Origin of the sequence: Brachybacterium fresconis, assembly GCF_017876515.1 — a bacterium.
Classification (GTDB): Bacteria; Actinomycetota; Actinomycetes; order Actinomycetales; family Dermabacteraceae; genus Brachybacterium; species Brachybacterium fresconis.
This window is the reverse complement of sequence record NZ_JAGIOC010000001.1, coordinates 733173-759854: the sequence shown is the minus strand read 5'-3', so window position 1 is coordinate 759854 and position 26682 is coordinate 733173. Positions and strand designations below refer to the sequence as shown.

Below are 26682 nucleotides of genomic sequence, written 5' to 3'. Positions count from 1 at the left end.
GTCGATCATCAGGACGTTCCGCGTGGGAATGTCGAGGACCCGGAACCGCCCGTGCCGCGGGCGGTAGTCCTCGAGCTCCTGCGTCGCGTCGAACGGCCGTGCACTCATCCGCGCGCCGCCGCCTCGATCTCGATCAGGGCCTCGTCCATGTGGTGCAGCACCCGGAGGGTCGCGGCGAGCTCGTCGGCGGTCAGGCCCCCGCCGACACGGCCCATCAGCTCGTGCTCGCGAGCGATCACCGCGGTGATGGCATCCTGCCCCGCCGCCGTCATCCGCACCAGGGACGAGCGGCGATGGGCGGGGTTGTCCACGAGCTGCACGAGTCCGGCCGCCCGGGCCTCGTGGACCATGCGCTGGACGAACTGGCGGCTGAGGTCCTGGTGTCGAGAGAGCTGGGGGACGGTGCGCTCGCCGTCCCGCCGCAACTGGTCCAGCACGTTGCGCACGCCGACGGACAGTCCGCTGACGGACTCGTCGTGCTCGACGATCCGCGAGACCCGGCGGTAGACCGGGCCGAGCGCGACATAGACCTCGGCGAGACGAGCGGCCAGGGCGTCGGGGGGCAGCGGAGAACTCATCGCCCCAGTATGACACCTGGGTTGTCAAAAACGGGTCACCATGACACCTTGGGTGTCATGAAACGCATCGTGGAACTCGCCGACCAGCACATCGCCCACCTCGACGTCGGGCCGGAGGATCCGACGGGCCAGCCCCTGCTGCTCCTGCACGGCGGCGCGGTCGACTCCCGCATGTGGCATCTGCAGCTCGACGCCTTTCCGGAACGCCGCGTACTCGCCCCCGACGCCCGCGGCCACGGCGGCTCCTCGGACGCCGAGGGCCCCTTCCGGCTCGTCGACGACGTCCTCGCCCTGCTGGACGCCCTGGAGATCGAACAGGTCGTGGCCGTCGGCGTCTCCATGGGCGGTGGCACCGCCTGCGACCTCGCCATCGAGAGTCCGACCCGGGTGGCCGGGATCGTCGTCGGCGGGACGGGCACGAGCGAGCCGGTCTTCGAGGATCCCTGGGCACTGCAGGCCTTCGCCGATTGGAGGGCTGCGGAGCAGCGAGGTGACCTCCAGGGGTGGATCGACGTCCTCCAGCGCTTCACGGCGGGTCCCCACCGCACCCTCGACCAGGTCGATCCGGCGGTCCGCGACCTCGTCGACGCCATGGCCCGGGACACCCTCGAGCAGCACCTGCGCACGGACGCCGACGGCACCCCGATCCTTCCGCTCCCGCCGACCCCGGTGACGGGGACCTGGCAGCTGCTCGACCGGGTGGATGTCCCCGTCCTCGCCCTGTGCGGTGCCCTGGACGGCCCGGACCATATCGCCAACGGTCGCCGCCTCGCCGAGACCGTCACCGACGGCGAATACGTCGAGGTCCCCGGCGCCTCCCACTACCCGAACCTCGAGCGACCGGAGCTCTTCAACGGGGCGCTGCGCGATCTCCTCAGGCGGATTTCCCCTCCTCGACGATGAGCCCGTGCAGCTCGGCGAGCTCGGCGACGGAGAGTTCGGCCCGCTCGAGCGCGGGCGCGATCGCCCGACGGAACGCCCGGTAGGAGCTGGGCACCTCCATGCCCAGTTCCCGCAGCAGCCGCCGGGCGTACTCGTCGCAGACGAAGACGGGGCGGGCGAAGCAGTAGAGGCTGATCGCGTCGGCGGTCTCCTCGCCGATGCCCTCCACCCCCAGCAGCTCGATCCTCAGCGGTGCGTCCTCGAGCTCGCGAGCGTGGACGGCACGCTGTCGGACCCAGTGTGCGAGGGCCTGGACCCGACGCGGCTTCGAGGCCGGGAAGCCGGAGCCGCGCACCAGCTCCCGCACCCGCTCCTCATCGGCCGCCGCCAGGGCCGTCGGCTCGAGCAGGCCGGCCCGGCGCAGCGCCTCGATCGACTGCGCGGCCTGCTCCCACCGGCTGCGCTGGACCAGCACCGCACCCACGGCGATCTCGAAGGGCTCCTCGCCGGGCCACCACCAGCCCTGGGGGCCGTGGCGCCCGCGCAGCTCGTGATGGAGCGAGCGCAGGTCGATCTCGTCCATCGCCCCATTGTGCCCCGGCGCAGAGCAGCGCGAGCGGTCAGAGTGCGGGGTAGATGCTCACGTCCTCCGCCTCGAGACGGAAGCGGACCTCGGCACCGGCTCTCAGGTCACGGCCCGCCAGCTGCTGCGGCGTGAGGTCCGCGGCGATGCCGGCCGACCGGGCGCGGACCATGTCGCCGAAGGGCTCGAGGCCCGTCAGCGTCATGGGCAGCACCGTCGCCGTCGGCGGCGCGTCGGTCCCGTCGTGCAGTCGGACTCGCGCTGGGCGAACCGTCGCGCGCACCGGGGTGCCGGCGGCCATCGGCTCCACCGGCTCGCCCCGCAGGATGGCCTGGCCTCCCTCCTCGCCGAGGCGCATCGCGCGACCGTCCCAGACGCCGCGGAGCAGATTCATCCCGGCCAGGCGCGCGGTGAAGGCGGCCTGCGGGCGCGTGAGCACCTCGGCGGCGGAGCCGGACTCGACGATCCGTCCGGCCTCGATCACCGCCACCCGGTCGGCGAGCGTCACCGCGTCCAGCACGTCATGACTGACCACGATTGCGGAGCGCTCGGCCAGGACCCGGCGCAGCAGGTCGCGCAGTGCGGGGGCGACATCGACGTCCAGCGCCGCCAGCGGCTCGTCCAGCAGCAGCAGGTCCGGCTGTGCCGCCAGGGCCCGGGCGACCGCGATACGCTGCGCCTGCCCGCCGGAGAGCTGGGCGGGCCGACGGTCCGCGAGCTCCGGCCCCCCGATCTCCTGCAGCCACCGCTCGGCCTCCCGTCGGGAGCGTCGTCGCGGCATCCCCTGGGCGCGCAGGGCGAACATGATGTTGCCGAGCACGCTCAGGTGAGGGAAGAGCACGGGGTCCTGGGCGAGAGTGGTGACGGCGCGGTGATGCGGCGGCACCCAGGTCCGCGGGCCGGTCAGCACGTGGCCGTCGAGGGCGATGGTGCCGGTCGCGGGACGCAGGGTCCCGGCGATCAGGGACAGGATCGTCGACTTCCCGGCGCCGTTGGGACCGACCAGAGCCAGAGTCTCGCCGCCGACGAGCTCGAGCTCGACGTCGATCCCGCGCTCGGGGACCGTGGCGCCCACGGTGAGGCTCATAGCGCGGCCCGCCTGCCGGTGACCGCGATGATCGCCACCGCCACGATCATGAGCAGGAAGGACAGGGCGACCGCCGCCTGCGGATCGGTCTCGCGCTGGAGATAGATCTCCAGCGGCAGGGTGCGGGTGGTGCCCTGGAGGCTGCCGGCGAAGGTGATCGTCGCGCCGAACTCGCCGAGCGCCCGTGCGAAGGACAGCACCGTGCCCGAGACGAGAGCGGGCAGCACCAGCGGCAGGGTCACCTGCATCAGCACCCGCGTGGGGCGGGCACCGAGCGATGCGGCGGCCGCCTCGTAGCGGGTGCCCGCGGTCCGCAGCGCCCCCTCGAGACTGATCACCAGGAAGGGCAGCGCCACGAAGGTCTGCGCGAGCACCACCGCCGTGGTGGAGAAGGCGATCTGCACCCCCAGCAGCTCGAGCTGCTGGCCGATCAGCCCCTGGCGGCCGAAGGTGTACAGCAGGGCGATGCCCCCGACCACCGGCGGCAGCACCAGCGGGATCAGCATCAGCGACCTCAGAAGGGATAGCCCCGGGAAGCTCGAGCGAGCCAGCAGCAGCGACATGGGTACGCCGAGCAGCACGCAGCAGGCAGCGCTGGTGGCGGAGGTCTTCAGGCTCAGCCGCAGCGCGGCGAGGGAGGAGTCGCTGGTCAGCAGCGCGCCGAGATCACCCCAGTGGACCCGAGTCGCCATGGCCATCAGCGGGAGCAGCACGAACAGCCCGCCCAGCAGGGCGGGGACCAGGACCCAGCGGGGCAGCGACCTCATGCCGAAGACCTCATGCTTCGGCGAATCCGTACTCCGCCAGGACCTCCTGGCCCGCGGTGCCGGTGACGAGGTCGATGAACTCATCGCCCAGCGCGGCGTTCTCGCTGCCGGCCACCGTCGTGATCGGGTAGGTGTTCACGGCGCTGTCGGACTCAGGGAACGCGATGCCCTCCACCTCGTCGGCCGTGCGCACATCGGTGACGTAGACCAGTCCGGCATCGGCCTGGCCGCTGGTGACCTTCCCCAGCACATCTGTGACCGACTGCTCCTCGCTGACGGGGGAGAGCTCGATCCCCGCGGTGTGCTCGACGGTCTCCGTCGCGCTCCCGCACGGCACCTCCGGTGCGCAGACGACGAGGTCCAGCCTGTCCTCGGTGAGCGAGGCGAGGTCGGTGACCCCGGCCGGATTGCCGGCGGGCACGGCGATCATCAGCGTGTTGGTCGCGAAGTCCACGGGCTCGGCGCCCTGCAGGTCAGCGCCTGTCAGCTTGTCCATGTTCTGGGTGTCGGCCGAGGCGAAGACGTCGGCCGGGGCGCCCTCCCGGATCTGGGCGACCAGGGTCGAGGAGCCGGCGAAGCTGAACTGCACGGCGACCCCGTCGTGGGCGGCCTCGAAGCGCTCGCCGAGCTCCTCGAAGGGTTCCTGCAGCGAGGCGGCGGCGTAGACCACGAGGGTGTCGGAGGAGGCCGACGAGCCGGAGCAGCCGGCGACGCCGAGAGCCAGGGTCAGGGCGGCCGTCGCGGCCCCGAGGCGGGAGACGGCTCTCATGAGCGTCCGCCCGGCGCGGGCTCGGCCTCGATGACCACCTGGGTCGCCTTCACGACGGCGCTGGCGACCATTCCCGGCTCGAGGCCGAGTTCCCGGGCGGCTTCGCTGCTCATCAGGGAGACCACGCGGAAGGGGCCGCACTGCAGCTCGACCTGCGCCATGACGGTGTCCAGGACGACGTCGGTGACGAGTCCGACGAAGCGGTTGCGCGCCGAGGACCGGGGGCTGCCGACGGGCTCCGGGGTCACGGCGAGCTCCCGGGCCATGCGGGCGACCTCCGTGCCCTCCAGGACCGTGCGCCCGGAGGCGTCGGCCGTCGCCTCGAGCGTTCCCTTCTCGATCCAGCGGCGCACGGTGTCGTCGCTGACTCCGAGGAAAGCCGCTGCGTCTCGAACCCGTATCTGCGTCATGAGAACCACTATAGCGACGCACATGCGGAGAAGAAGGGGTGCTGCTCCGGGCCGTCAGGCGACGATCAGCACCCCGAGCAGTGCGATCGAGGCGACCAGCACGGTGGAGGCGGCGGCCAGGGCGAAGGGACGAGCCCCGACCCGCAGGAGGGCGCGGACCTTCACGCCGGTGCCGAGGGCGAACATGGCCGCCCCGAGCAGGATCGTCTGCAGCACCGACCCGGCGTCCACCACCGCGGCGGGCAGCGGCAGGAACGAGCGCAGCAGCACCATCGTCAGGAAGCCGAGGACGAACACGGGGACCAGGGGCGGGCGGGCACCATCGGCCCCGCCGCGGCGCCGTTCCCGGGCGCTGAGCACGGCCATCACCGGGGCCAGCATCAGGATGCGGGCGAGCTTGACGACGACGGCGACGGCGAGCGCCCCGCCGCCGAGCACGCCGCCGGCGGCGACGACCTGGGCGATCTCGTGGATCGAACCGCCCGCCCAGAGTCCGGCGGTGCCCGGCGCGAGCCCGATCAGGGCCGAGGCGAGCGGGACCAGCGCGATCATCGCCGTCCCGCAGAGCACGACGAGGGCGACGGCGGTGACCGTGTCCTCCTCGTGGTCGTCCTCGGGATCCGTGACCCCGGCGGCCGCGGCCACGGCGGCGGCACCGCAGATCGAGAACCCACAGGCGACCAGGAGCGCGAGACGCGGCGCGACGCCCAGCAGCCGGCCCAGCGCCACGGTGCCGAGAATGCCGCCGCCGACGATCACCACCACGACCAGGAGCATCGGGGCACCGAGCGCGAGGATGTCGCCGAGCACCAGCTGCAGCCCCAGCAGCACGATGCCCGCGCGCAGCAGCTTCTTCGCCGAGAAGTCGGTGCCGGCGGAGACGGCGGAGGGCAGTCCCGTGGTGTTGGCGACGAGGATCCCCGCCACGATCGCGATGATCAGAGCGCTCACGCCCGGGATGAGCGGGGCGATCAGCTGCGCCAGCACGGCGACGGCGAGGCACAGCAGCAGGCCGGGGGCGAGGGTGCGGCGGGCCGACGGAGCGGCGGTGGCGGTGCGGGATTCGGCGAGGGGCGAGGGCATGGAAGAACCCTGTCACCGGGGGGTCCGGCCCGGTAGACGGCAGATCCGGATCAGGGCATATCATTCCCATATGTCTGCTCCGCTGCCGAATCTGCCGGCTCTCGCCCTGTTCGTCGCGGTGGTCGACGAGGGCGGGCTCGGCGCGGGTGCCCGCCGCCTGGGCATGTACCAGCCGAACGCGAGTCGCATGATCGCCCAGCTGGAGTCCCAGGCAGGGATGGCGCTGCTGGATCGTCATCCGCGTGGTGCGCGCCCGACGTCGGCCGGCCTGCTCTATGCCGCCCACGCCCGCGAGCTGCTGGAGGCCGCCGCGGATTTCACGGGCTGGCTGCACCACAGCCGCGACGAGGACACGCTCGAGCTGCAGGTCGGGGCGAGCATGACGATCGCGGAGCACCTCATGCCGGCCTGGCTCACCGAGCTGCGCCGCACCAGTGCTCGGGTGCGGGTGGACCTTCGGGTGCTGAATTCGACGCAGGTGCTCGAACAGGTCCGCGGCGGGCAGCTGCAGCTGGGATTCATCGAGACCCCGCATGTGCCGCGCTGGGTGCACGCTCAGGACCTGCGCGAGGACGAGCTCGTGGTGGTGGTCGCCCCGCACCACCCCTGGGCGTCGCGGGACGAGCCGGTCGGCCTCCAGGAGCTGGCGGCGACCGCGCTGGTGGTGCGGGAGGGTGGATCGGGGACGCGGGAAGCCTTCGAGGAGCTGGTGCCGTCGGCCGCTCGCACCGCGCCCGTCCAGGAGCTCAGCAGCAACGCGGCGGTGCGGGTGGCGGTCAGCTCCGGGGCGGGCCCCGCCGTGCTGAGCATGCTGGCCGTCCGCTCCCTGCTGGAGACGGGACAGCTGCACCGCGTGCCGGTCCAGGGGGAACGGCTGCGCCGGCCCCTGACCGCTGTGTGGACGGGGCCGCGGCGTCTCACCGGACCGGCCGCGGATCTCGTCGCCGTGGCGACGGCACCCACGCGACCAGCCCTGTGAGCGCACCGAGGACCCTTTTCGCCGCCACGTCCGGGGCCCCGGAGCGGGTACGTTCGAAGGCGACATCGAGAACCGGGAGCCGACGACATGCCTGTCCTGACCAATACCTCTGACCTGCCTGAGCAGCCGCGCCGCGGTGCCGCGTGGTCCATCGTGGAGCCGGAGCGCGAGCTGGATTCGAATCTGATCCGCCTGCCCGCCGGGGACGGGATCGACCCCCATGTCGGTGCCGAGGTGGACACGCTGATCCATGTGGTCAGCGGCAGCGGGACTCTGGTCACCGAGGACGCCGAAGAGCCCCTGCGGCCCGGGGACGTCGCGCTCCTGCCCCGCCGCACGGTGCGCGGCTTCCGCGCCGGGGACGATGGACTCGAATACCTCACCGTGCACCGGCGCCGCCGATCGCTGCAGATCCAGCGCCGCTGACGCACTCGTGCCCCGGAGCGCGCAGGAACGCCCCGGGGTCGGGTGATACCGATCAGAACGGCGGGGGATCATCCGGGTCCCACGGCCCGGGCGGGATCTCCGGCGGCGCCGCGGGCGGCGGGGGCGTCGGAGGTTCTGCCGGAGGCGTCTCGGGTGGGGAGGCCGAAGGTCGGGAGCTCTTCCGAGCCTGATGGTGCTCCCAGATGCGCTCTAGCTCCCGCACCGCGATGCGGGTGGCGAGGTCGACGTCGTCGGTGGTGATCGTGTGGTCCCCGGACCGGCCGACGGCCCACCGGGTGCGTCCCGGGCCGGTGCCGTTGCTCGGCAGTCGGTCGGGATCGAGCAGGCCCTGGGTCTTCTGGACGTGGTGCCTCCAGCACAGCAGGTGCAGGTTCTCGACCTCGGTGAGGCCGCCCCGGGTGGGGTCCACGTGGTCGTACTCCTCGATGTGATCGGCCTCCGAGGCCCACGAGGTGGAGCGGGTGCAGCCCGGCACGGCGCAGGTCGCGTTCCGCAGCCGCAGGTGCTCGAGCATGGATCTGTCCGGGTGGTACTTCTGGGCGGGACACGGCAGGAAGGCGCCGGTGCCGGGATCGGTGAGCACGCGGTACCAGGTGTTCTCGGCGCCCGCGAGGGAGCGTGCCATCCGCGGCGGGACGGGGGAGCGACCCTCGACCATGCCCGGGGCGTCCGAGGCACCGAGCAGAGTCAGCATCGGCACCGTGATGTTGAGGCGGAACCGCTCCGCGGGCACGTGCACACCGTCCGTGTCGAAGGGCGCCTGCAGCGCAAGCTCGAAGCGCAATCGGTCGAGCGGGACCGGGCGACCCGTCCGGGCGGCGATCTCGTCGATGTCGAAGGGGATCTCGGTGCCCTCGCGGAGTGCTCTGCGCTGCTCGGACCGGAGCGCGCGACCGGCCTCATCCAACCTCTTCCAATAGGCGAGAATCTCCGGGATCGGGCCACGGAAGGTGATCGAACCGTTCCCCGGGACGGCATCTGGGGCGAGCTCCACCGTGCGCACGGGCTCCGGCGGCTCCTCCTCCGCATCCTCCTCGCGTTGTCCCATGAGTTGGACGAGGGCATTGAGCAGGGTGATGAAGCGCTCAGCGGTGATGTCCACGGACCACGTCGCGATCGCCACGTCGATCTTGCGTCGCGATTCGTCGCTCAGGTTCTGGGCCGTCCGCAGCATCCGCGTGAACCACGTCGAGGGGAAGCGCCCGGACTCCAGTCGCTCCAGAGTGCGGGGGAACTGGTCGACGGCCTGGCGGGCGGTGCGCAGCTCCCAGCGGGCTGCGCCATCGGTCACCCGCAGGGCGAGAGCGGTCCGGATCGTGTCGAGATCCTCCTGGTCGCAGGACTCATCGCCCTCCGCCTCGCAGGTGTACAGGGCCGCCACAGCGCGGTACCGGGAGGCCAGGGCACGAGCGCTGCTCGTCTCGGCGTCCCAGGCGAGCTGTGTGGCGTCGCTGAGCCGGGGAGCCTTCGTGCTCTTCCCGCGCGTGGGCAGGTCTTCCCGGGTCAAGGGCTTATGGGCGCCGACCTGACGGAGGCGCTGGGGGAGGGAGGCGAGGAAGGCGAGATCCGAGGCGTCGAAGCCATCCAGTTCGTCGTCCCCATCGGCCGACGGGGCGCTCACGATCGCGCTCATGACCCTTACCTCCTTCCCGTCCGGGCTTCCCTGCTCTCGGATGTGCATTCGATATGACTCGACCCTACCGTTCGACGCCCATAAAAAGAAGAGTTGTGGACAAAGTGGGGGATGTTCCCGAAGAGTATCCACAGGATGTGGAAAAAGGGTGCCTGTGGAGGAAGGATGAATCGTTCCTCCACCGTCATGAGTTGTCCACAATTACCGTGATCGGGTTGACGGAAGGGATGCGCGTCCGGTCCGCACTCGTGCGTGGTGACGCCTGCGGGCGAGTGCTCGTGCGGCAGGATCGAGGGAGGTGAGCTGGTGCGACGGGCTTGCTCCGTCCGGGGATCGTGACGTCGGACGATGGGGACGGTCGCACCGGAGGCGCCGAGGCGCCGAGGCACCGTGCGACGAGGGTGCGAAGGAGCCTCCTGGAGCTCGACGATGACGAGCTCTAGAATGTCACCTGGATATGGTGCAATGGGTGCGCAGGAATGTATGTCGTGGTGATGTGAAGATTGATCTTCTCCTACGCGCATCAGGGGTATCTGCGTGTCGGATTCCCCGCAGCTCCGGGGGATTTCGCCCGTCCGACTCCCGGACCGCCATGCGCGTGACACCCACGCCGCCGCCCGTCCGGCGCTCGCTCTGCCATGTGCCCGAAGCTCCCGTCCGGCGCTCGCTCCGTCATGTGCCCGACGCCCCCGTCGCCGCCCGTCCGACACCCGCACGACCGGCGCTCCGCCATCACACCCGCTCGCGGGGGCAGACTGGTGCCATGGCTGAACCCACCGATCCCCGCGTCGCCGTCTACCTCGACTTCGACAACATCGTCATGTCCTGGTACGACCGCGTGCACGGACGCAACGCCTACAGCCGGGACCGCCAGAAGATCGCCGAGGACCCGTCGGCCCCCGGGGTCGCCGAACGCCTCGCCGCGGCGACGGTCGACGTCGGCGCGGTGATCGACTACGCCGCCTCCTTCGGCTCTCTCATGCTCACCCGCGCCTACGCCGACTGGTCCGCGCCCGTCAACGCCGACTATCGCTCGCAGCTGGTCGCCCGCGCCGTGGACCTGGTCCAGCTCTTCCCCGCTGCCGCCTACGCGAAGAACGGGGCGGACATCCGCCTGGCCGTGGACACCGTCGAGGACATGTTCCGCATCCCCGACCTCACCCACGTGGTGATCGTCGGCGGGGACTCCGACTACGTGCCGCTCGCCCAGCGCTGCCGGCGCCTGGGACGCTACGTGATCGGCATCGGGGTAGCGGGTTCGACGGCGAAGTCCCTGGCCGCGGCCTGCGACGAGTTCGAGTCCTATGACAACCTCCCCGGCATCGAGCGGCCCGAGCCGGCAGCATCCACCCGGTCCCGGCGCGGGCAGGGCACGGGGGACTCCGACGGTCGCGGGCGGGGCAGAGGCTCACGCTCCAGCGGCGGAGGGGCCGGGCCCTCCGACCCCTCCGAGAACGCCGACGGGGCGGCCGACGAGACGGTCGACGAGGCGGACGACGAAGAGATCACCGAGGATCCCGGTGAAGCGGCCACGCGTCTGCTCCAGCGCGCCCTGCAGCTCGGCGGTCGCGGCGACAGCGAGTGGTTGCACAGCTCCGCCGTGAAGTCGCACATGCGCCGCATGGACCCCTCGTTCAGCGAGAAGGCCCTCGGCTTCCGCACCTTCTCCGCCTTCCTCAAGGCCCATTCCGATATCGCGGAGCTGGAGGAGTCGGGCCACGACCGCCTGGTGCGGCCGACGGACTGACCGGGCTGACGGACTGACCGGGCCGACGGACTGGACCGGCTGACTGATCGGTCAGCTCGTCGGCACGTCCGCCCGTGAGGTCACCGACCAGCTCTCCCGCCAGGTCGCAGTCCCGTTCGTGTGACAGAGCGCACCGCGACGAGAGATACTCGAGTTCCCGATGAAGGAGGCGCTGTCATGAACATGCTCCTGTGGATCTTCGCCTTCGTGCTCGCCGCGGTGTTCGCCGCGTCGGGTGCCGCGAAGCTCCTGACCGCACGAGACCAGCAGATCGAGCGCACCCCGTACGTCGAGGACTTCCCGCACAGCGTGATCCTCGGGATCGGCGTGCTCGAGATCCTCGGCGCCTTCGGCCTGATACTTCCCGCCGTCACCGGCGTCCTGCCGGTCCTGGTGGCGCTGGCCGCCGCAGGGCTCGCGATCACCATGGTCTTCGCGGCCCTCGTGCACATCCGCCGCGGCGACGGGTTGGCCAAGGCGCTGCCCTCCATCGTCCTCGCGATCGTCTCCGTCTTCGTGGCCTGGTCCCGCTTCGGCCCGGTCCCGCTCTGACGAGCTCTGATCAGCGGTTGAAGAGGTCTCCGACCCCGATGTCGGAGAACTTCTCGCCGATGCCGGAGACTCTGTCCCCGGCATCCGAGATGCCGCCGCCGACTCCGTCGGCAAGACCCTCGGCGTCCTCGGCGCTCGCAAGGCCCTCGAGCCCTTCGGTCAGTCCGCCCAGATCCGCCTCCAGGCCTGCGGTGAGGGAGTCGACGTCGATGCCCGAGGCGACGGCCTCCTGCAGCAGGGAGCCTCCGACCCCGGTGGCGATCGCACCACCGGCCACGACGCCGAGCAGCCCGCCGGCTGCGCCGACCGCCCCGACACCGAGGGCCCCGGCGCCGGTTGCTCCGGCACCGGACCGGGAGCGTCCGGAACGCCCCAGCAAGCCCGTGAGCCGTCGAGGGTCCATAGCGCCGAGCCGGGTCGCGGACCGGGCGAGGTCGTCCGGGGCGTCCGTGCGGGGCCGCTCGGGCTCGGGCAGCTCGGAACGCATCGAGGCGGTCAACTGGGTGCGCTGCTGAGGGGTCAGGCGCTCGAAGGCCTCGCGGTGGACGCGCTCGAGCTGGTCGGGCGCCGCGGTGCGCACCAGGTAGTCGTAGCGGGCGATCGCACGACGGTCCTCCTCGGACGCCGCCGACGGTGCGGGTCCGGATGCCGCGGCCGACGGAGCCGGGCCGGAGCGCTGGTCGCTCTCGCCCGTGATCGCATCGGAGGCGCGGCGGACCATCGAGCGCCAGTCGGAGCTCCCGCCGGATCCCGCCCCTGATCGTGCACCAGGTCGCGTTCCCGCGTCGCGGGAGGAAGTCGTCCTCGAGTCGAGGGCCTTGCGGGCCATGCCGGCCAGTCGGTCGAAGGTGCTCATGAGAGTCCTTCCGGTCGGGGCGCGCCCGGGGCGCCGGGCACGGGACGAATCCTGGGGGACGAACCTCCGCGTCGCCCGAGTACGCCGTGACAGCTCTCCGGACGCGATGCGAAGATCACCCCATGGCACCCACCGACGTCATCTCCTGGCTCCTGGACACCGACCCCGCGCTGCGCTGGCAGGTCGAGCGCGACCTGCTCGACGCCCCGACCGAGCGGTGGGAGGCCACCCGTGCCCGGATCCCCCACGAGGGATTCGGGGCCGCCCTGCTGGAGCGGCAGGACCCCGACGGGCAGTGGGCAGGCGGCGCGTTCTTCCCGGCCGGATTCCTCGAGGACCCCGAGAGCAGCACCCTGCCCGGCCAGCCCTGGACCGCGACCACCTGGACGCTGACCACCCTGCGCGAGTGGGGGATGGACGCGGCGCCGCTGATCGAGCGCGACACCGCTGCGCTGCTGGCGAAGAACTCCCATTGGGAGCACGACCGCAGCCTGCCGTACTGGGGCGGCGAGGTCGACTGCTGCATCAATGCGATGACGCTGGCCAACGGGCTCTGGCTCGGGGCCGACGTCGAGGATCTCGCGACCTGGTTCGTCGAGCATCTCCAGCCCGACGGCGGCTGGAACTGCGAGTGGGTGAACGGCTCGGTGCGCTCGAGCGTCCACTCCACGCTCAACGCTCTGCGCGCCCTGCTGATCCACGAGCAGGCCACCGGCGGCACCGAGGCCACCCGCGCGGCGCGCGCGTCGGGGGAGGAGTACCTGCTCGAGCGGCACCTGACCCGGCGCCTGAGCACCGGGGAGCTCCTCGGACCCTGGGTGGATCACTTCCTCTACCCGCCGCGCCACATCTATTCCGCGCTGCGGGCGCTGGACCACTTCCGCCTCGCGGGCCGACGAGATCCGCGGATGGCCGAGGCGGTCGAGATGGTCCGCGAGGCGCAGCAGAGCGACGGCACCTGGCTCCAGCAGAAGGTCCTGCCCGGCCAGGTGTGGTTCGAGATCGACGTCCCGCTGGGCGAGCCCTCTCCCTGGCTGACCCTGCAGGCGCTGCGGGTGCTGCGGTGGTGGAACGAGCTGCCGGGCTGATCGGGGACGCATCCACGTCGCTTTCTGCTGTATCGACAGACACAACCGATAAAAGCTGTCAGGAGCGCGCGAGGGCCACCGCATCCCGCGTCGTGGTGCGGATCCGGTACAGGCTCGTGCTCGCGACCACGTAGAGCGTGTGCCCGTCGTCGCCGCCGAAGCACAGGTTCGCCGTCTTCTCCGGCACCGGCAGGTCCAGCAGGCGCTCGCCGGTGGGGGCGAAGACCTGCACCTCGGACAGGCTCGAGCTCCAGATCCGCCCCTCGACGTCCACCCGGATCCCGTCGGGCAATCCGGGGGAGACCTCCGTGAGGATGCGGCCGTTCTTCGCCTGCCGCCCGTCGACGACGTCGTACACGTGGATCGCATGGCCGTGAGGACGATCGGGGAACGGGTCGGACTCGTCGGCGGGTGAGAGCGAGGAGTCGGCGACGTACAGCAGCGACTCGTCGGGGGAGAAGGCCAGCCCGTTGGGCGCCTCCACGTCGATCACCACCGGGGTGAGGGTGTCGGCGGCCTCGTCGTAGCGGAACACGTAGCGGTCGCCGTACTCCTCCTCGCCGGCATGCCCCTCGACGGGTCGCTTGATGCCGTAGGCGGGGTCGGTGAACCAGATCGCCCCGTCGGAGGCGACGACCACATCGTTGGGGGAGTTCAGGCGGTGGGGTCCGAAGCGGTCCACGAGCGTGGTCGGCGCGGGAGGGCGTCCGGGGCCGACGGCGGTGTCGCGCTGGATCGCGCGGCGGCCGTGGGAGCACTCCACGACGTGCCCGGCGAGGTCCAGGGTGCGCCCGTTGGTGTACTCGGCGGCAGCGCTGAACACCGTCAGCTCCCCGCTCTGCTCGGAGTACTCCAGGATCCGGTCGTCGTGGATGTCGCTGAAGCGCACTGCACGGCGACCCGGGATCCACACCGGACCCTCGGCCCAGGTGGCGCCGGTGGCCACCTGCTCGACAGAGGCGCCATCGGCCAGCAGGGTGGAGCGGTGATCGGTCACGGGGGTCTCCTCGGGTCGTCCTCGGCTCGGTTCGCCCTGCCCATTCTCCCGATCCGAGACGTCTCCGCACCGCATCGGGGAAGTCTGCACGTCCGGACCGGCGTGTCGGACGACGAGTCGGGCGGGGCGAAGGACGGCGCGTCAGGCGGGCATCGAGCGGCAGGGACGGTGGTCGTCGGACGGCAGGGAAGGCCGGCCGGCCCATCCGAGCGGTCGGATAACGTTTCCGTCACAGGTCAGCGGATGCCCTCCAGGGATTCGATGCTCCTGCGTGTCACTGCTACGTTTCAGGGCACACGCACCGGTGCGTCACGTCACAAGCAACCGCCGGCGCCTCACAGAGCCGTGATCCCGCGGACCGCTTCACCCCTGGAGGAACCCCATGTTCGATGCCGCTTTCACCCCGAGGCGACGGGCAGTGCTGCTGTCCATGGCGGGGGTCCCCGTCCTGCTGTCCGCCTGCGCGAAGACCGCGGACGACGGCGGCGGCAGCGGTGGCGGCGACGGGTCGGGCGCCCTCACCGTCGGCACCACCGACAAGGTCACCGCCCTGGATCCGGCGGCCGCCTACGACAACGGGTCCTCGACGGTGTGGACCCAGTGCTACGGCTACCTGATGGGCACGTCCATCGGCTCCGAGGACGGCAAGCCCGAGCCCGACCTCGCCGAGTCCGGGGAGTTCACCAGCGAGAACGTCTACACCGTCACGCTCCAGGAGGGCCTGACCTTCGCCAATGGCAACGAGCTGACCAGCGAGGACGTCAAGCACACCTTCGACCGGCAGCTGAAGATCGCCGATCCCAACGGTCCCTCGAGCCTGCTGGGGAACCTCGAGGAGGTCGTGGCCGTCGACGACCTCACCGTCGAGTTCCACCTGACCGAGCCCAACGACCAGACCTTCCCGTACGTGCTGTGCAGCCCGGCCGGACCCATCGTCGACGCCGACGTCTTCCCCGCCGACGAGGTGCTTTCCGACAACGACATCGTCGACGGCGGCGCGTTCTGCGGCCCCTACCAGATCACCAGCTGGAAGATCAACGATCTGGTCTCCTACCAGGCCTTCGACGGTTACAAGGGCATCTTCGGCGCACCTGCCACGCAGAAGGTGTCGATGTCCTACTACGCCGACCAGAGCAATATGAGGCTGGACATCCAGGAGGGCAACATCGACTGCGTGTGGCGCTCGCTGTCCGCCACCGCCATCGAGGACCTCTCGACGAAGGACGCAGTGACCGTGCACGAGGGCCCCGGCGGCGAGATCCGCTACATCGTGTTCAACTTCGCCACGATGCCCTACGGCACCAAGACCGACAACGCCGATCCGGCCAAGTCGCAGGCCGTCCGCCAGGCCGCCGCCGATCTCCTGGATCGTGCGGCGATCTCGGAGTCGGTCTACAAGGGCACCTACACGCCGCTGTACTCCTACATCCCCGAGGGTCTGCCGGGCTCCGGCACCCAGTTCAAGGACATGTACGGCGACGGCGAGGGCGGCCCCGACGCCGCTCGCGCGAAGAAGCGCCTCGAGGACGCCGGCGTCGAGATCCCGGTGCAGCTCAGCCTGCAGTACAACCCCGACCACTACGGCGCCTCCTCGGGCGACGAGTACGCGGCGGTGAAGGCGCAGCTGGAGGCCGACGAGCTGTTCGTGGTGGACCTGAAGTCCACCGAGTGGGTGCAGTACAACAAGGATCGCACCAGCGACGTCTACCCGGCCTACCAGCTGGGCTGGTTCCCCGACTACTCGGACGCGGACAACTACCTCTCGCCGTTCTTCGCCACGGACAACTTCCTGGTCAACCACTATTCGAACGAGAAGGTCGACCAGCTGATCGCGCAGCAGCGCGGCACCCAGGACGAGGCGGAGCGCGAGGCGCTGTTCGTTCAGATCCAGGACATCGTGGCCGAGGAGATCTCGACCCTGCCTCTGCTGCAGGGTGCCCAGATCGCCGTGTCCACGGCCGAGGTCGAGGGCGTCACGCTGGACTCGTCCTTCAAGTTCCGCGTCGCTCCGATCAGCAAGTGAGCGCGGAACCCGATACGACGGTCGAGCCCACCACCCCCCGACCCGCGCGCAAGCGCGAGCGCTCGGGAGGTCTCGGCCGCTACATCCTGGTGCGGTTCCTGCTCATCATCCCGACCGTGTTCATCCTGATGACGGTCGTGTTCTTCCTGATGAGGATCACGGGCGACCCGATCACGGCGGCCCTGGGCGGCCGGCTGACCCCTGAACAGCTCGCGGAGCGCCGTGCCGAGGCCGGCTACGACCGCCCGCTGATCGTGCAGTACGTCGACTACCTCGGCGGCGTGCTCCGAGGGGACTTCGGCACCTCCTACACCGACGGCACCCCGGTCTCTCAGATCCTCACCACCTACGGCGGAGCGACCTTCGAACTGGTGGTCTACGCCGTGGTGGTCGCTCTGGTGGCCGGCGTGCCCCTGGGCATGATCGCGGCCCGCACGCGCGACCGCTGGCCGGACGCGGTGCTGCGGATCGTGGCGATCCTGGGCTACGCGACGCCCGTGTTCTTCGTGGGCCTGCTGCTCAAACTCGTGTTCTCCGTGGGCCTGGACTGGCTGCCCGTCGCCGGACGGCTCTCGACCCGCGGCGAGCTGACCATGAGCTCGATCCTGAACCCGTCGCCGTTCTACCTGCTGGACGCGCTGCGACTGGGGAACGTCGACCTGCTCCTCGACGTCACGAAGCATGCGGTGCTGCCCGCCATCGCGCTCGGCGTGCTCACCGGCGGCATCTTCCTGCGCCTGGTGCGCACCAACATGATCGGCACGCTGGAGATGCAGTACATCGACTCCGCCCGCTCCCGCGGCGTGGCCGAGCGGCGGTTGACCACCCGGCACGCCCTGCGTCCGGCGCTGATCCCGATCGTGACCGTGATGGGCATGCAGATCGCGATGATGCTGGGCGGCGCGGTGCTGACCGAGACCACCTTCGAGTGGAACGGGCTGGGTTACATGCTCGCCGAGTACATGAAGGCCCGCGACTACGTGGCCGTGCAGGGCATCGTCATGATGCTCGCCGTCATCGTGGCGATCTCCAACTTCCTGGTCGACGTCGTCGCCGCCCTCATCGACCCCCGAGTGAGGTACTGACATGACGCTCTCGAACCCCGTCCCGCCGGGAGAAGACGGCGGCGCCGACCACGACCTCGCCGCGGAATCCACCCGCGTCGCCGCCCGGGCCCGCTCCTCCTGGATCCTGCGCCTGCCGGTCATCTCGCACCTGCGCGGCAGCGTCGGGCTGCAGCGCGGCATGCTCATCACCGGACTGGTGCTGGTGATCGGCCTGTTGCTGACCGCCCTGTTCGCCCCGCTGGTGGCGCCCTACGGCTTCGCCCAGACCGGGGTCGACGGCGAGCGCTTCGGCGGCCAGCAGCCCCCGTCGGCCGAGCACCTGCTGGGCACCACCGTGACCGGCTTCGACGTGCTCTCCAGGGTGATCTGGGGGACCCGCACGGCGGTGGCCGTCATGGTCTGCGCGGTCGTGGCCTCCCTGTTCCTCGGCTCGGCCGTGGGCCTGCTGTCGGGCTACCTCGGCGGCTGGCTGGACCGCGTGCTGGTGATGCTGGCCGACGCGATCTACGCCTTCCCCTCGCTGCTGCTGGCGATCGTCATGTCGATCGTCATCTCCGGCGGGCAGTCCAACGCCTGGGGCGGCATCCTGGCCGCCGCCATCTCCATCACCGTCGTGTTCGTCCCGCAGTACTTCCGGGTGATCCGCGCCGAGGTGGTCCAGCTGAAGGCGGAGCCCTTCGTGGAGGCCGCGAAGGTCATCGGCACCGGGCACAAGCGCGTCATGGGCACGCACCTGCTGCGCAACGCCACCCGCACCCTGCCGCTGATCTTCACGCTGAACTCCTCCGAGGCGATCCTGACCCTGGCCGCGCTCGGATTCCTGGGCTTCGGCATCGAGCCGACCAGCGCCGCCGAGTGGGGCTACGACCTCAACCGCGCGATGGCCGACGCGACCAGCGGGATCTGGTGGACCGGCCTGTTCCCGGGTCTGGCCATCGTGGCCGCCGTGCTCGGCGTGACCCTGGTGGGCGAGTCCATCAACGACCTCAACGATCCGCGTCTGCGCACGCGGAAGAAGCGCTCGCGCGCTCGACGGAAGGCGGCGGCATGAGCGGCACGCAGAGCACGCAGGACACGCAGGACCCGCAGGCGGTCCCGCGCCTCGCGATCCGGGATCTCGACATCCACTTCGCGACCGACGGCGGGGACGTCCACGCGGTCGACACGATGGACGTCGAGGTCGCCCCGGGAGAGATCCTCGCGATCGTCGGCGAGTCCGGCTCCGGCAAGTCCGTCACCGCCCGCTCGATCCTGGGGCTGCTGCCGGAGACCGCCGAGGCGACCGGGGCGGTGCTGGTCTCCGGCACCGACGTGGTGAGCCTCAGCGGAGCGCAGCTGCGGGCGCTGCGCGGCGAGGACGTCTCGATGATCTTCCAGGAGCCCTCCAGCGCCATGAATCCGGTCTTCCCCATCTGGTGGCAGATCGGGGAGGGGCTGCGGGCGCACCGACCCGGGATGACCCGCAAGGAGATCCGCGCAGAGGCGGTCGCGGCGCTGGAGAAGGTGGGCATCCCCGACCCGATCGAGCGCATCGATCGCTACCCCCACGAGTTCTCCGGCGGCCAGAAGCAGCGCATCATGATCGCCATGGCGCTGGCCCTGGGGGCTGAGCTGATCGTCGCCGACGAGCCGACCACCGCGCTGGACGTGACCGTGCAGGCCGAGATCCTGGAGCTGCTGCGGGACGTGCGGGACCGCTTCGGCACCTCGATCATCGTGATCACTCACAACATGGGCGTGGTCGCCGACCTCGCCGACTCCGTGGCCGTGATGTACCACGGGAAGGTGATCGAGCGCGCCGGCGCGCAGGAGCTGTTCGCCCACCCTCGGGAGGACTACACCAAGAAGCTCCTGGCCGCGGTGCCCCACCTGGGCCGCAACTCCGCGTGGACGGCGCTGGATTCCGAGCAGCAGCAGCAGATCGACGAGGCCCACCCGGTCGTCGTCGCGAAGGACCTGGTCATCGAGTACCCGGGACGGCTGGGGCGGCCTCCGTTCCGCGCCGTCAAGGGCGTGGACTTCACCATCCGTGCCGGCCAGGTGTACGGCCTGGTGGGGGAGTCGGGCTCCGGCAAGACCACCATCGGCCGTGCCATGGCCGGTCTCGAGCGCACCACCGGCGGCAGCCTGCAGGTGCTCGGCCACGAGATGAACGGGATGAAGGAGAAGTCCTTCAAGCCCCTGCGCCGACGGATCGGCTTCGTGTTCCAGGACCCCGCCACGTCCTTCAACCCGCACCTGACCATCGAGCAGTGCATCGCCGAGCCGCTGATCGTCCACGAGCCCCAGCAGGGACCTGCCGAGCACACGAAGCAGGTGCGGGAGCTGCTGGAGGCCGTGGAGCTGCCGGGGAGCTACGCGGGCCGCTACCCGCACGAGCTCTCCGGCGGGCAGCGTCAGCGCATCTCGCTGGCGCGGGCGCTGGTGCTGGGGCCCGAGCTGCTGATCGCTGACGAGCCGACCAGCGCGCTGGACGTCTCCGTGCAGGCCACGGTGCTCGAGCTGTTCCGGGAGCTGCAGAGCCGACTGGGCTTCGCCGCCCTGTTCATCAGCCACGATCTGGCGGTGGTCGACACGCTCGCCCATCGCATCGGGGTGCTGTTCCGCGGCGAGCTGGTCGAGGACGGTCACGGCCCGGACGTGCTGCAGCGGCCCTCCCACGACTACACCCGCAAGCTCATCGCCTCGCTGCCGGTGCCCGACCCCGTCGAGCAGGCCGAGCGGCGCGAGGCCTTCATCCGGGAGTGGGGCCGCGGAGCGGCGATCTGAGGAGTCCACCTCCGGGAGGACTCCGGATCGTCCCGCGAGCTGACGCGCCGACCGGGCCGGTCCCGGAACCCTGGTGGGCATGACATACGCACCACCCCGCCCTGATGCCCGTCCCTCGGCCCCGGCGACTCCCACCCGGATCGAGGCGCTCGACCTGGTCCGTCTGCTCGCCGTCATCGGCATGATGAGCGCGCACCTCCTGGCCCCGCTCGCGCTCGTCCCCGGCGCCACCGGACCGGAGGCCGCGGCGGCGCGGATCGCGCACCTGCTGACCGAGGGAACATCCTCGACCCTGTTCGCCGTCGTCGGCGGCGGCAGCCTCGTGCTGGCTTCCCGACGGCGGTTGGATGAGGGGGACCGCCGCGGCGCGGTCCTGGCGATCATGGTGCGCGGCGCCGCCGTGACGCTCCTGGGCCTGCTGCTCGAGCTGGTCCCCAGCCCCGTGATGGTGGTGCTGGTGCCCTTCGGGCTGTCCATGATGATCACCGCCCCGCTGCTGCTCCTCGGCAGCCGGGTGCTGGTCGCGGTGATCGCCGTGCTCACCATCGCGGGCCACCCGCTCGCGATGGCCGTGCCCGGGCCCGTCGAGTTCGGCACCGTGACGCTGCTGAGCCTGGACGACCCCGTCGGCGTGCTCCGGGGCCTGGTGCTGACCGGCCAGTACCCGCTGATCACCTGGATCCCGTACCTGCTGACGGGCATCGTGCTGATGCGCGCCGTGCTGCGCGCGCAGGAGACCGGGCGGATCCGCCGCCTCTCCCTCCTCGCCCTGGCCGGCGGGGCGGTGACCGCGACGGCCGCCCACCTCGTGCCCCACCTCGCCGCCGCTCTCGGCCACGCCACCCCGGGAGCCTGGTACACCGCCGCGACGCACACCGGGACCGTCGCCGACATGGTCGCCACCGGCGGCATCGCCGTGGCGCTGATCGGCATGGCGCTGCGCCTGCTGCCGCCGGCGCAGCCGCTGCCGTCGCTGCGCACGGTGCGCGGGAGGATCGCGCAGAGCCTGCGGGCCGCGGGTGCCGCGCCGCTGACGATCTATGTCGCCCACGTGCTGGCCACCGGCATCGCACTGGTCACCGCCGTGCTCCTGGCCGGTGGGGACCTGAGCTCGATGCCCTGGTACGTCGGCGGCGCCGGGATCCTGGCCGTCCATCTGGCCGGGGTGCTCGTCCTCGGCGGGGTGCTGGCCGCACGCGGGGGACGCGGGCCGCTCGAGGCCCTGCTGGCCACGGCGATCCGCCGGGCCGTTCGGCGGTGAGTTCATCGGCCGTTCGCCGGGACGCCGCGGCATGCTCGCCGAGAGGACGGCTCCCTGTACGGCGGGACCGCTTGTCTGGGTCGGCACACCTCCCGCCTCCGACGACAAGGCCCCCATGACCACTCGCTCCTCCTCAGCCGCCTCGACCCCGTCCTCCCTGCCGCCCTCCCGCCCCGCGCAGTCGCGCCGATCGCTGCTGCGATACTCCGCCACCGGCATCGCTGCGGCAGGCATGATGGGAACCGCGTCGGCGGCCCCCGCCCCGGTGGTGCCCGCTGCGACCGCACCGACGGACCGACCCCTGCGACCGAACGAAGGCATCGTGCGCGACGAGCTCTCCTTCCGGGACGACGGCACCTTCGTCGTCGTCCAGTTCAACGACACCCAGGACGGCCACCGCACCGATGTGCGCACCGTCGCCCTGCAGGAGGCGGTGCTGGACGACGTGGCACCGGACTTCGTGGTGATCAACGGCGACGTCATCGACGGATCGCCCACCACGGCCCAGGAGGCGAAGCAGGCGATCAACAACGTGGTCCGGCCCATGGAGGACCGCGGCATCCCCTGGGCACTGACCTTCGGCAACCACGACGAGGACTCCAGCGCGGCCACCGGGCTCGACGAGACCGGCTACCTGGAGTTCGTCGCGCAGTACCGGCACAACGTCAACACCCCCGGCGCCCGGGACACCACCGGCAGCGGCAACCAGGTGCTGACCGTGCGCTCCGCGGCATCGCGGGCCGACGCCTTCGCCCTGTGGCTGCTGGACTCCGGTCGCTACGCCCCCGAGCAGATCGCCGGCCAGGACTTCGAGGGATACCCCGACTGGGACTGGCTGCGCCCCGACCAGGTCCAGTGGTACCTCCACGCCTCCCAGCGACTGGAGTCGAAGAACAAGCAGCTGGTCCCGGGTCTCGTGTTCCAGCACATCGCGCTGTGGGAGCACCGCTTCATGTGGTTCGCGAGCGTCGACGCCCGCACCGGGGCCGATCACGCCCGCGCGGCGGCGAAGCACTCGATCGTCGGGGAGCGCAACGAGGACGAGTGCCCCGGCCCGTTCAACTCCGGCATGTTCGCCGCGATGCTGCAGCGCGGCGATGTGCGAGGCCTGTTCGTCGGGCACGACCACATCAACACCTATGTGGGCGACTACTACGGCATCCAGCTCGGCTACGGGCCGGGCACCGGCTTCGGCACCTATGGGCTGGGCGGTGCGGAGGAGAACCGTCTGCGCGGCGCGCGGGTGTTCCACCTCGACGAGGACGTCGAGGGCACCTTCGCGGGCACCGAGCTGCGCTTCGCCTCCGACTACGGCATCGACCTCGGCGAGACCGGGCAGCCGGGGGAGCCGGCGGACTTCCCCGACGGGGTGCGCTGAGCAGTCCGGGTCCAGGAGCTGCTGGGGAGTTGCGCCGGGGCGCCGGGTCCTGGGGCGATGACCGCCGGGCAGGAGCGCTTGCACTGCGGGGCAGGACTGCATAGCGTCGAGACATCACCGAGGAGAGGAACGACGATGGCGCACGTCACCGCACAGGACGGGATCACTCTGTTCGTCGAGGACAGCGGGGGCTCCGGGCACCCCGTGGTCCTCATCCACGGCTGGCCGCTCTCCGGCGAGTCCTGGGCCCACCAGAGGGACGCCCTCGACCAGGCCGGATACCGCGTGATCACCTATGACCGTCGTGGATTCGGACGCTCCGACAAGCCCCAGGACGGCTACGACTACGACACCCTTGCCGCGGACCTCACGGCGGTGCTCACCCAGCTGGATGTGCACGATGTGACGCTGGTGGGCTTCTCCATGGGCGGCGGCGAGGTCGTGCGTCACCTGGGTACCCAGGGCAGTCCGCGGGTGCGTGCGGCAGTGCTCGCGTCCGCCGTCCCGCCGTACCTGCTGCAGACGGACGACAATCCCGAGGGTCCGCTGACCCGGGACGCCGCCGCCCAGCTGCGCGAGGGTCTCGAGCAGGACCGCGATGCCTTCTTCGCCGACTTCGCGACGGGGTTCTTCACGGCGGGCGATCAGCTCGCGGTCGATCAGGCCGAGGTCGACGAGGCGGTGCGCATGTCACGTCAGAGCGACCAGGGGGCGGCGCTGGCCTGCATGGAGGCCTGGGCCACCACGGACTTCCGGGAGGATCTGCGTGCGATCGACGTGCCGCTGCTGATCATCCACGGCGACTCCGACGGCACGGTGCCTTTCGAGGGCTCCGGCAAGCGGACGCACGAGGCGGTCCCCGGCAGCGAGCTGGTGCTGATCCCGGGCGGGCCGCACGGCCTCAACGCGAGCCATCCCGAACAGTTCAACAAGGCGCTGCTGGACTTCCTCGGGCGCTGAGCTCAGGGTCGGTCGAAGACCGGCGGCGCCCCCGCCAGGAGCACCTGGACGATCGGGACGTCGGGCGGAGCCCACTGCCGCTCCCGCAGCTCGTCGCGGCCGAGCCATTCGAGCCGGTCGTGGTCGGTGCTGCCTGTCGGTACCGGCCCGACCAGGCGCACCCAGTAGCAGTCCAGGTGGAGGTCGCGGTCCCCGGCCTCACCCTCTCCGCGGCCGATCAGGTGACCGACCGAGACCTGGACGCCGAGCTCCTCGGCGAGCTCGCGGACCAGGGCCTGCTGCGGGGACTCGCCCCGCTCGATCTTCCCGCCGGGGAACTCCCACATCCCGGCGGCGGCCTTCCCCGGTCTCCGCCGGGCGGCCAGGATCCGCTCCCCGTCGACGATCACCGCACCGACCACGCGCAGGGGCGCGGGGTCGATCGGCTCCTCCTGGCCGGTCAGTCCGTCGATCCACGGCTCCGGATCCTCCGCGTAGCCGACGTCCTCAGGCCACCAGGCATGCTGGCAGGCCCGGCACTCCCGCTCCGGGCCGAGGCCGACGCAGCCCTCCCAGACCACCCACGGCGGGGAGGACTCCATCGCCCCCGCCACGGGCATGCCGATCACGTGGTGGATCACCTGGTCGCTGCCGCAGCGGGGGCAGGTGCCGCGCTGCCAGGAGATCTCGGCGCCGACTCCCTTCTCGGGGTCCGCCTCCTCGGGATGGATCATCATGCGTCCAGTCTCCCGCACGGGGGCGACACTCGAGGTGCCCGTCAGCTCCCGGCGCCCCCAGGCGGCGAAGATTCCCTGGTCAGCTCCAGGTGACCGGCAGCTCGGGAGGGAGCGATCAGCCCTGGTCGGCGAGCACCCCGAGCACGTCCTCGCCGTACTCGGTGAGCTTCTTGGCGCCGACGCCGCTGACGGTGCCGAGCGCTGCGACCGATTCCGGCCTGGTCTGGACGATGCCGACCAGCGTGGCGTCGGAGAAGACCATGTAGGGAGCGATCTGCTTCTCCTTCGCGACCGCTGTGCGCCAGCGGCGCAGCGCCTCGAACCGCTCGCGTTCGGCGATCTCGAGTCCGTCGGCCGCCCTCGAGCCGCCGCCCCCGCCGCCGCGGGACCGGGTGGCCTTGACGGGGGAGCGGTCCACGGCGAGTTCGACGGTCTCCTCGTTGCGCAGCACCGGGCCGGAGGCCGAGCCAGGGGTCAGGACCCCGTAGTCCCCCTGGGGCTCGACGATGCCGCGGGCCACCAGCTGGCGCAGCGCGGAGCGCCACTGCTTCTCGGTGAGTTCGTCCCCGATGCCCCACACGCTCAGCTCCTCGTGCCGGGACTGGCGCGAGCGCTCGTTCTCCCGGCCCAGCAGCACCTCGATCACCTGGCCGGAGCCGAACTTCTGGCCCCGCTCGCGGTCCAGGCGGATCAGCGCCGACAGCAGCTTCTGCGCCGCGACCGTCGCGTCCCAGGTCTCCGGCGGGTTCAGGCAGATGTCGCAGTTGCCGCAGGCCTCGGACTCCTGGCCGAAGTAACGCAGCAGCTGCACGCGGCGACAGGAGACCGTCTCGCACAGGGCGAGCATCGCATCGAGGTGGGTGCGGGCGTTGCGCTTGAACTGCTCGGACCCCTCGCCGGCGTCGATGAACTTGCGCAGGTTGACCACGTCGCCGAGGCCGAAGGCCAGCCAGGCCGTCGAGGGCTGGCCGTCGCGACCGGCGCGCCCGGTCTCCTGGTAATAGCCCTCGATGGACTTGGGCAGGTCGAGGTGGGCGACGAAACGGACGTCGGGCTTGTCGATGCCCATGCCGAAGGCGATGGTCGCCACGATGATCAGGCCTTCGGCGCGCAGGAACCGCTCCTGGTGGTCCTGGCGCACGCTCGCATCGAGGCCCGCGTGGTACGGCAGGGCGGCGATCCCGCGGTCCGAGAGCCAGGCGGCGGTGGTCTCCACGCTCTTGCGCGAGAGGCAGTAGACGATCCCGGACTCGCCCTCGTGCTCGGTGGTGATCAGACGCAGCAGCTGCTCGCGGGGGGACGCCTTCGGCTCGATGCGGTACTGGATGTTGGGGCGGTCGAAGCTGGAGACGAAGTGCTCCGCCTCCTGGAGGCGCAGCCGCTCGGTGAGCTCGCGATGGGTGGCCTGGGTGGCGGTGGCGGTCAGCGCGATCCGCGGCACGGTGGGGAAGGCCTCGGCCAGCACCGACAGCCCCAGGTAGTCGGGGCGGAAGTCGTGGCCCCACTGGGAGACGCAGTGGGCCTCGTCGATCGCGACCAGGGAGAGCTCGGCGCGGCGCAGGAGGTCGAGGGTGCGCGGCAGCACGAGGCGCTCCGGGGCCATGTACAGCAGGTCCAGCTCACCGGCCAGCAGCTGCTGTTCGACGGCCTGGGCCTCATGGAGCTCGAGCGTGGAGTTCAGGGCCGCGGCCCGGATGCCGACGGCCTCGAGTGCGGCGACCTGGTCCGCCATCAGCGCGATCAGCGGGGAGATGACGATGCCGGTGCCCTGCCGCAGCAGCGCCGGGATCTGATAGCACAGCGACTTGCCGCCGCCGGTGGGCATGAGCACCACGGCGTCCCCGCCGCCGGCGACCTGGTCGATGATCGCTCGCTGGTCTCCGCGGAAGGAGTCGTAGCCGAAGACCGTCGAGAGGATCGCCAGGGCGCGGTCGGTCTGCTCGACATCGCCCTCGCGGAGCGCAGAGATCGGGTCGGCGGTGGGCGAGGCATCCATGGTGGCCACTGTATTCGGGCGGGCCGACGAGCGGCGACCCGGCCCGGGCAGCTG

At 71.2% G+C, this 26682-nt stretch carries 25 protein-coding genes; 13 read left to right on the top strand and 12 right to left on the bottom strand.

Annotated features, from left to right (window positions below; all coding sequences use genetic code 11):
- Positions 1 to 104 precede the first annotated feature (104 nt).
- A complete protein-coding gene (locus tag JOF44_RS03405) occupies positions 105 to 578 on the bottom strand; it encodes a MarR family winged helix-turn-helix transcriptional regulator (protein ID WP_209887432.1) in 474 nt (157 codons plus the stop codon).
- 57 nt (positions 579 to 635) lie between these two features.
- On the opposite strand from JOF44_RS03405, the gene JOF44_RS03400 reads away from it, so the two are divergent.
- Positions 636 to 1481: an alpha/beta fold hydrolase gene (locus tag JOF44_RS03400; protein WP_209887429.1), complete on the top strand. Its 846-nt coding sequence runs from the start codon at positions 636 to 638 to the stop codon at positions 1479 to 1481.
- Here JOF44_RS03400 and JOF44_RS03395 read toward each other — a convergent pair.
- Genes JOF44_RS03395 through JOF44_RS03370 form a run of 6 tightly spaced genes read right to left on the bottom strand, consistent with a single transcriptional unit; the run spans position 1453 to position 6159 of the window.
- Positions 1453 to 2043, bottom strand: a complete 591-nt coding sequence (locus JOF44_RS03395) for an endonuclease III domain-containing protein (protein ID WP_209887427.1) — start codon at positions 2041 to 2043, stop codon at positions 1453 to 1455. The genes JOF44_RS03400 and JOF44_RS03395 overlap by 29 nt on opposite strands.
- 37 nt (positions 2044 to 2080) lie before the next feature.
- A complete protein-coding gene (locus tag JOF44_RS03390; RefSeq protein WP_209887425.1) occupies positions 2081 to 3130 on the bottom strand; it encodes a sulfate/molybdate ABC transporter ATP-binding protein in 1050 nt (349 codons plus the stop codon).
- Positions 3127 to 3897 carry an ABC transporter permease gene (locus JOF44_RS03385; RefSeq protein WP_209887422.1) on the bottom strand — a complete coding sequence of 257 codons (771 nt, stop codon included), beginning with the start codon at positions 3895 to 3897 and terminating at the stop codon, positions 3127 to 3129. Before JOF44_RS03385 ends, JOF44_RS03390 begins: the two co-directional genes overlap by 4 nt.
- Positions 3898 to 3907: 10 nt before the next feature.
- A complete protein-coding gene (gene modA, locus JOF44_RS03380) occupies positions 3908 to 4666 on the bottom strand; it encodes a molybdate ABC transporter substrate-binding protein (RefSeq protein WP_209887419.1) in 759 nt (252 codons plus the stop codon).
- Positions 4663 to 5076 carry a TOBE domain-containing protein gene (locus JOF44_RS03375; protein ID WP_209887417.1) on the bottom strand — a complete coding sequence of 138 codons (414 nt, stop codon included), beginning with the start codon at positions 5074 to 5076 and terminating at the stop codon, positions 4663 to 4665. Before JOF44_RS03375 ends, modA begins: the two co-directional genes overlap by 4 nt.
- A 54-nt stretch (positions 5077 to 5130) precedes the next feature.
- Positions 5131 to 6159 carry a YeiH family protein gene (locus JOF44_RS03370; RefSeq protein WP_209887414.1) on the bottom strand — a complete coding sequence of 343 codons (1029 nt, stop codon included), beginning with the start codon at positions 6157 to 6159 and terminating at the stop codon, positions 5131 to 5133.
- A gap of 70 nt (positions 6160 to 6229) precedes the next feature.
- On the opposite strand from JOF44_RS03370, the gene JOF44_RS03365 reads away from it, so the two are divergent.
- Both JOF44_RS03365 and JOF44_RS03360 read left to right on the top strand, forming a co-directional pair.
- On the top strand, positions 6230 to 7138 hold the full coding sequence (locus tag JOF44_RS03365; protein WP_209887411.1) for a LysR family transcriptional regulator: 909 nt from the start codon (positions 6230 to 6232) through the stop codon (positions 7136 to 7138).
- Positions 7139 to 7225: 87 nt separating this feature from the next.
- A complete protein-coding gene (locus tag JOF44_RS03360) occupies positions 7226 to 7564 on the top strand; it encodes a cupin domain-containing protein (RefSeq protein WP_209887408.1) in 339 nt (112 codons plus the stop codon).
- Positions 7565 to 7616: 52 nt separating this feature from the next.
- Here the strand turns inward: JOF44_RS03360 and JOF44_RS03355 are convergent, their stop codons facing one another.
- Complete coding sequence (locus tag JOF44_RS03355; RefSeq protein ID WP_209887405.1) at positions 7617 to 9218, bottom strand: HNH endonuclease signature motif containing protein; 1602 nt, start codon at positions 9216 to 9218, stop codon at positions 7617 to 7619.
- A 763-nt stretch (positions 9219 to 9981) separates the two neighbouring features.
- On the opposite strand from JOF44_RS03355, the gene JOF44_RS03350 reads away from it, so the two are divergent.
- Together JOF44_RS03350 and JOF44_RS03345 are read left to right on the top strand one after the other, a co-directional pair.
- Positions 9982 to 10965, top strand: coding sequence for an NYN domain-containing protein (locus JOF44_RS03350; protein ID WP_209887402.1), 984 nt, complete (start codon positions 9982 to 9984; stop codon positions 10963 to 10965).
- 177 nt (positions 10966 to 11142) lie between these two features.
- Positions 11143 to 11517, top strand: coding sequence for a DoxX family protein (locus JOF44_RS03345; protein ID WP_209887399.1), 375 nt, complete (start codon positions 11143 to 11145; stop codon positions 11515 to 11517).
- 10 nt (positions 11518 to 11527) lie between these two features.
- Here JOF44_RS03345 and JOF44_RS03340 read toward each other — a convergent pair whose 3' ends face one another.
- A complete protein-coding gene (locus JOF44_RS03340) occupies positions 11528 to 12373 on the bottom strand; it encodes a cation-transporting ATPase (RefSeq protein WP_209887396.1) in 846 nt (281 codons plus the stop codon).
- A gap of 122 nt (positions 12374 to 12495) precedes the next feature.
- On the opposite strand from JOF44_RS03340, the gene JOF44_RS03335 reads away from it, so the two are divergent.
- Positions 12496 to 13461 (top strand): squalene cyclase, encoded by a 966-nt coding sequence (locus JOF44_RS03335; protein ID WP_209887393.1) that lies wholly within the window; start codon positions 12496 to 12498, stop codon positions 13459 to 13461.
- Positions 13462 to 13519: 58 nt separating this feature from the next.
- Here the strand turns inward: JOF44_RS03335 and JOF44_RS03330 are convergent, their stop codons facing one another.
- Positions 13520 to 14458 (bottom strand): SMP-30/gluconolactonase/LRE family protein, encoded by a 939-nt coding sequence (locus JOF44_RS03330; RefSeq protein WP_342591651.1) that lies wholly within the window; start codon positions 14456 to 14458, stop codon positions 13520 to 13522.
- Positions 14459 to 14840: 382 nt separating this feature from the next.
- Here JOF44_RS03330 and JOF44_RS03325 point away from each other — a divergent pair, with 382 nt between their 5' ends.
- From JOF44_RS03325 to JOF44_RS03295, 7 genes are all read left to right on the top strand, one after another.
- Complete coding sequence (locus JOF44_RS03325; protein WP_209887387.1) at positions 14841 to 16481, top strand: ABC transporter substrate-binding protein; 1641 nt, start codon at positions 14841 to 14843, stop codon at positions 16479 to 16481.
- On the top strand, positions 16478 to 17566 hold the full coding sequence (locus JOF44_RS03320; protein WP_209887383.1) for an ABC transporter permease: 1089 nt from the start codon (positions 16478 to 16480) through the stop codon (positions 17564 to 17566). The genes JOF44_RS03325 and JOF44_RS03320 overlap by 4 nt, the downstream gene beginning before the upstream one ends.
- 1 nt (position 17567) lies before the next feature.
- Positions 17568 to 18599, top strand: a complete 1032-nt coding sequence (locus JOF44_RS03315) for an ABC transporter permease (protein ID WP_209887380.1) — start codon at positions 17568 to 17570, stop codon at positions 18597 to 18599.
- Positions 18596 to 20317: a dipeptide ABC transporter ATP-binding protein gene (locus JOF44_RS03310; protein ID WP_209887377.1), complete on the top strand. Its 1722-nt coding sequence runs from the start codon at positions 18596 to 18598 to the stop codon at positions 20315 to 20317. The genes JOF44_RS03315 and JOF44_RS03310 overlap by 4 nt, the downstream gene beginning before the upstream one ends.
- Before the next feature lie 79 nt (positions 20318 to 20396).
- On the top strand, positions 20397 to 21578 hold the full coding sequence (locus JOF44_RS03305) for a heparan-alpha-glucosaminide N-acetyltransferase domain-containing protein (RefSeq protein ID WP_209887375.1): 1182 nt from the start codon (positions 20397 to 20399) through the stop codon (positions 21576 to 21578).
- Between the two features lie 115 nt (positions 21579 to 21693).
- Positions 21694 to 22956: a metallophosphoesterase family protein gene (locus JOF44_RS03300; RefSeq protein ID WP_209887372.1), complete on the top strand. Its 1263-nt coding sequence runs from the start codon at positions 21694 to 21696 to the stop codon at positions 22954 to 22956.
- A gap of 135 nt (positions 22957 to 23091) precedes the next feature.
- Positions 23092 to 23916: an alpha/beta fold hydrolase gene (locus JOF44_RS03295; RefSeq protein WP_209887369.1), complete on the top strand. Its 825-nt coding sequence runs from the start codon at positions 23092 to 23094 to the stop codon at positions 23914 to 23916.
- A gap of 2 nt (positions 23917 to 23918) precedes the next feature.
- Here the strand turns inward: JOF44_RS03295 and JOF44_RS03290 are convergent, their stop codons facing one another.
- Together JOF44_RS03290 and recQ are read right to left on the bottom strand one after the other, a co-directional pair.
- Positions 23919 to 24632: a (deoxy)nucleoside triphosphate pyrophosphohydrolase gene (locus JOF44_RS03290; RefSeq protein ID WP_245348833.1), complete on the bottom strand. Its 714-nt coding sequence runs from the start codon at positions 24630 to 24632 to the stop codon at positions 23919 to 23921.
- A gap of 115 nt (positions 24633 to 24747) precedes the next feature.
- Complete coding sequence (gene recQ / locus JOF44_RS03285; RefSeq protein ID WP_209887366.1) at positions 24748 to 26628, bottom strand: DNA helicase RecQ; 1881 nt, start codon at positions 26626 to 26628, stop codon at positions 24748 to 24750.
- Positions 26629 to 26682: the final 54 nt, after the last annotated feature.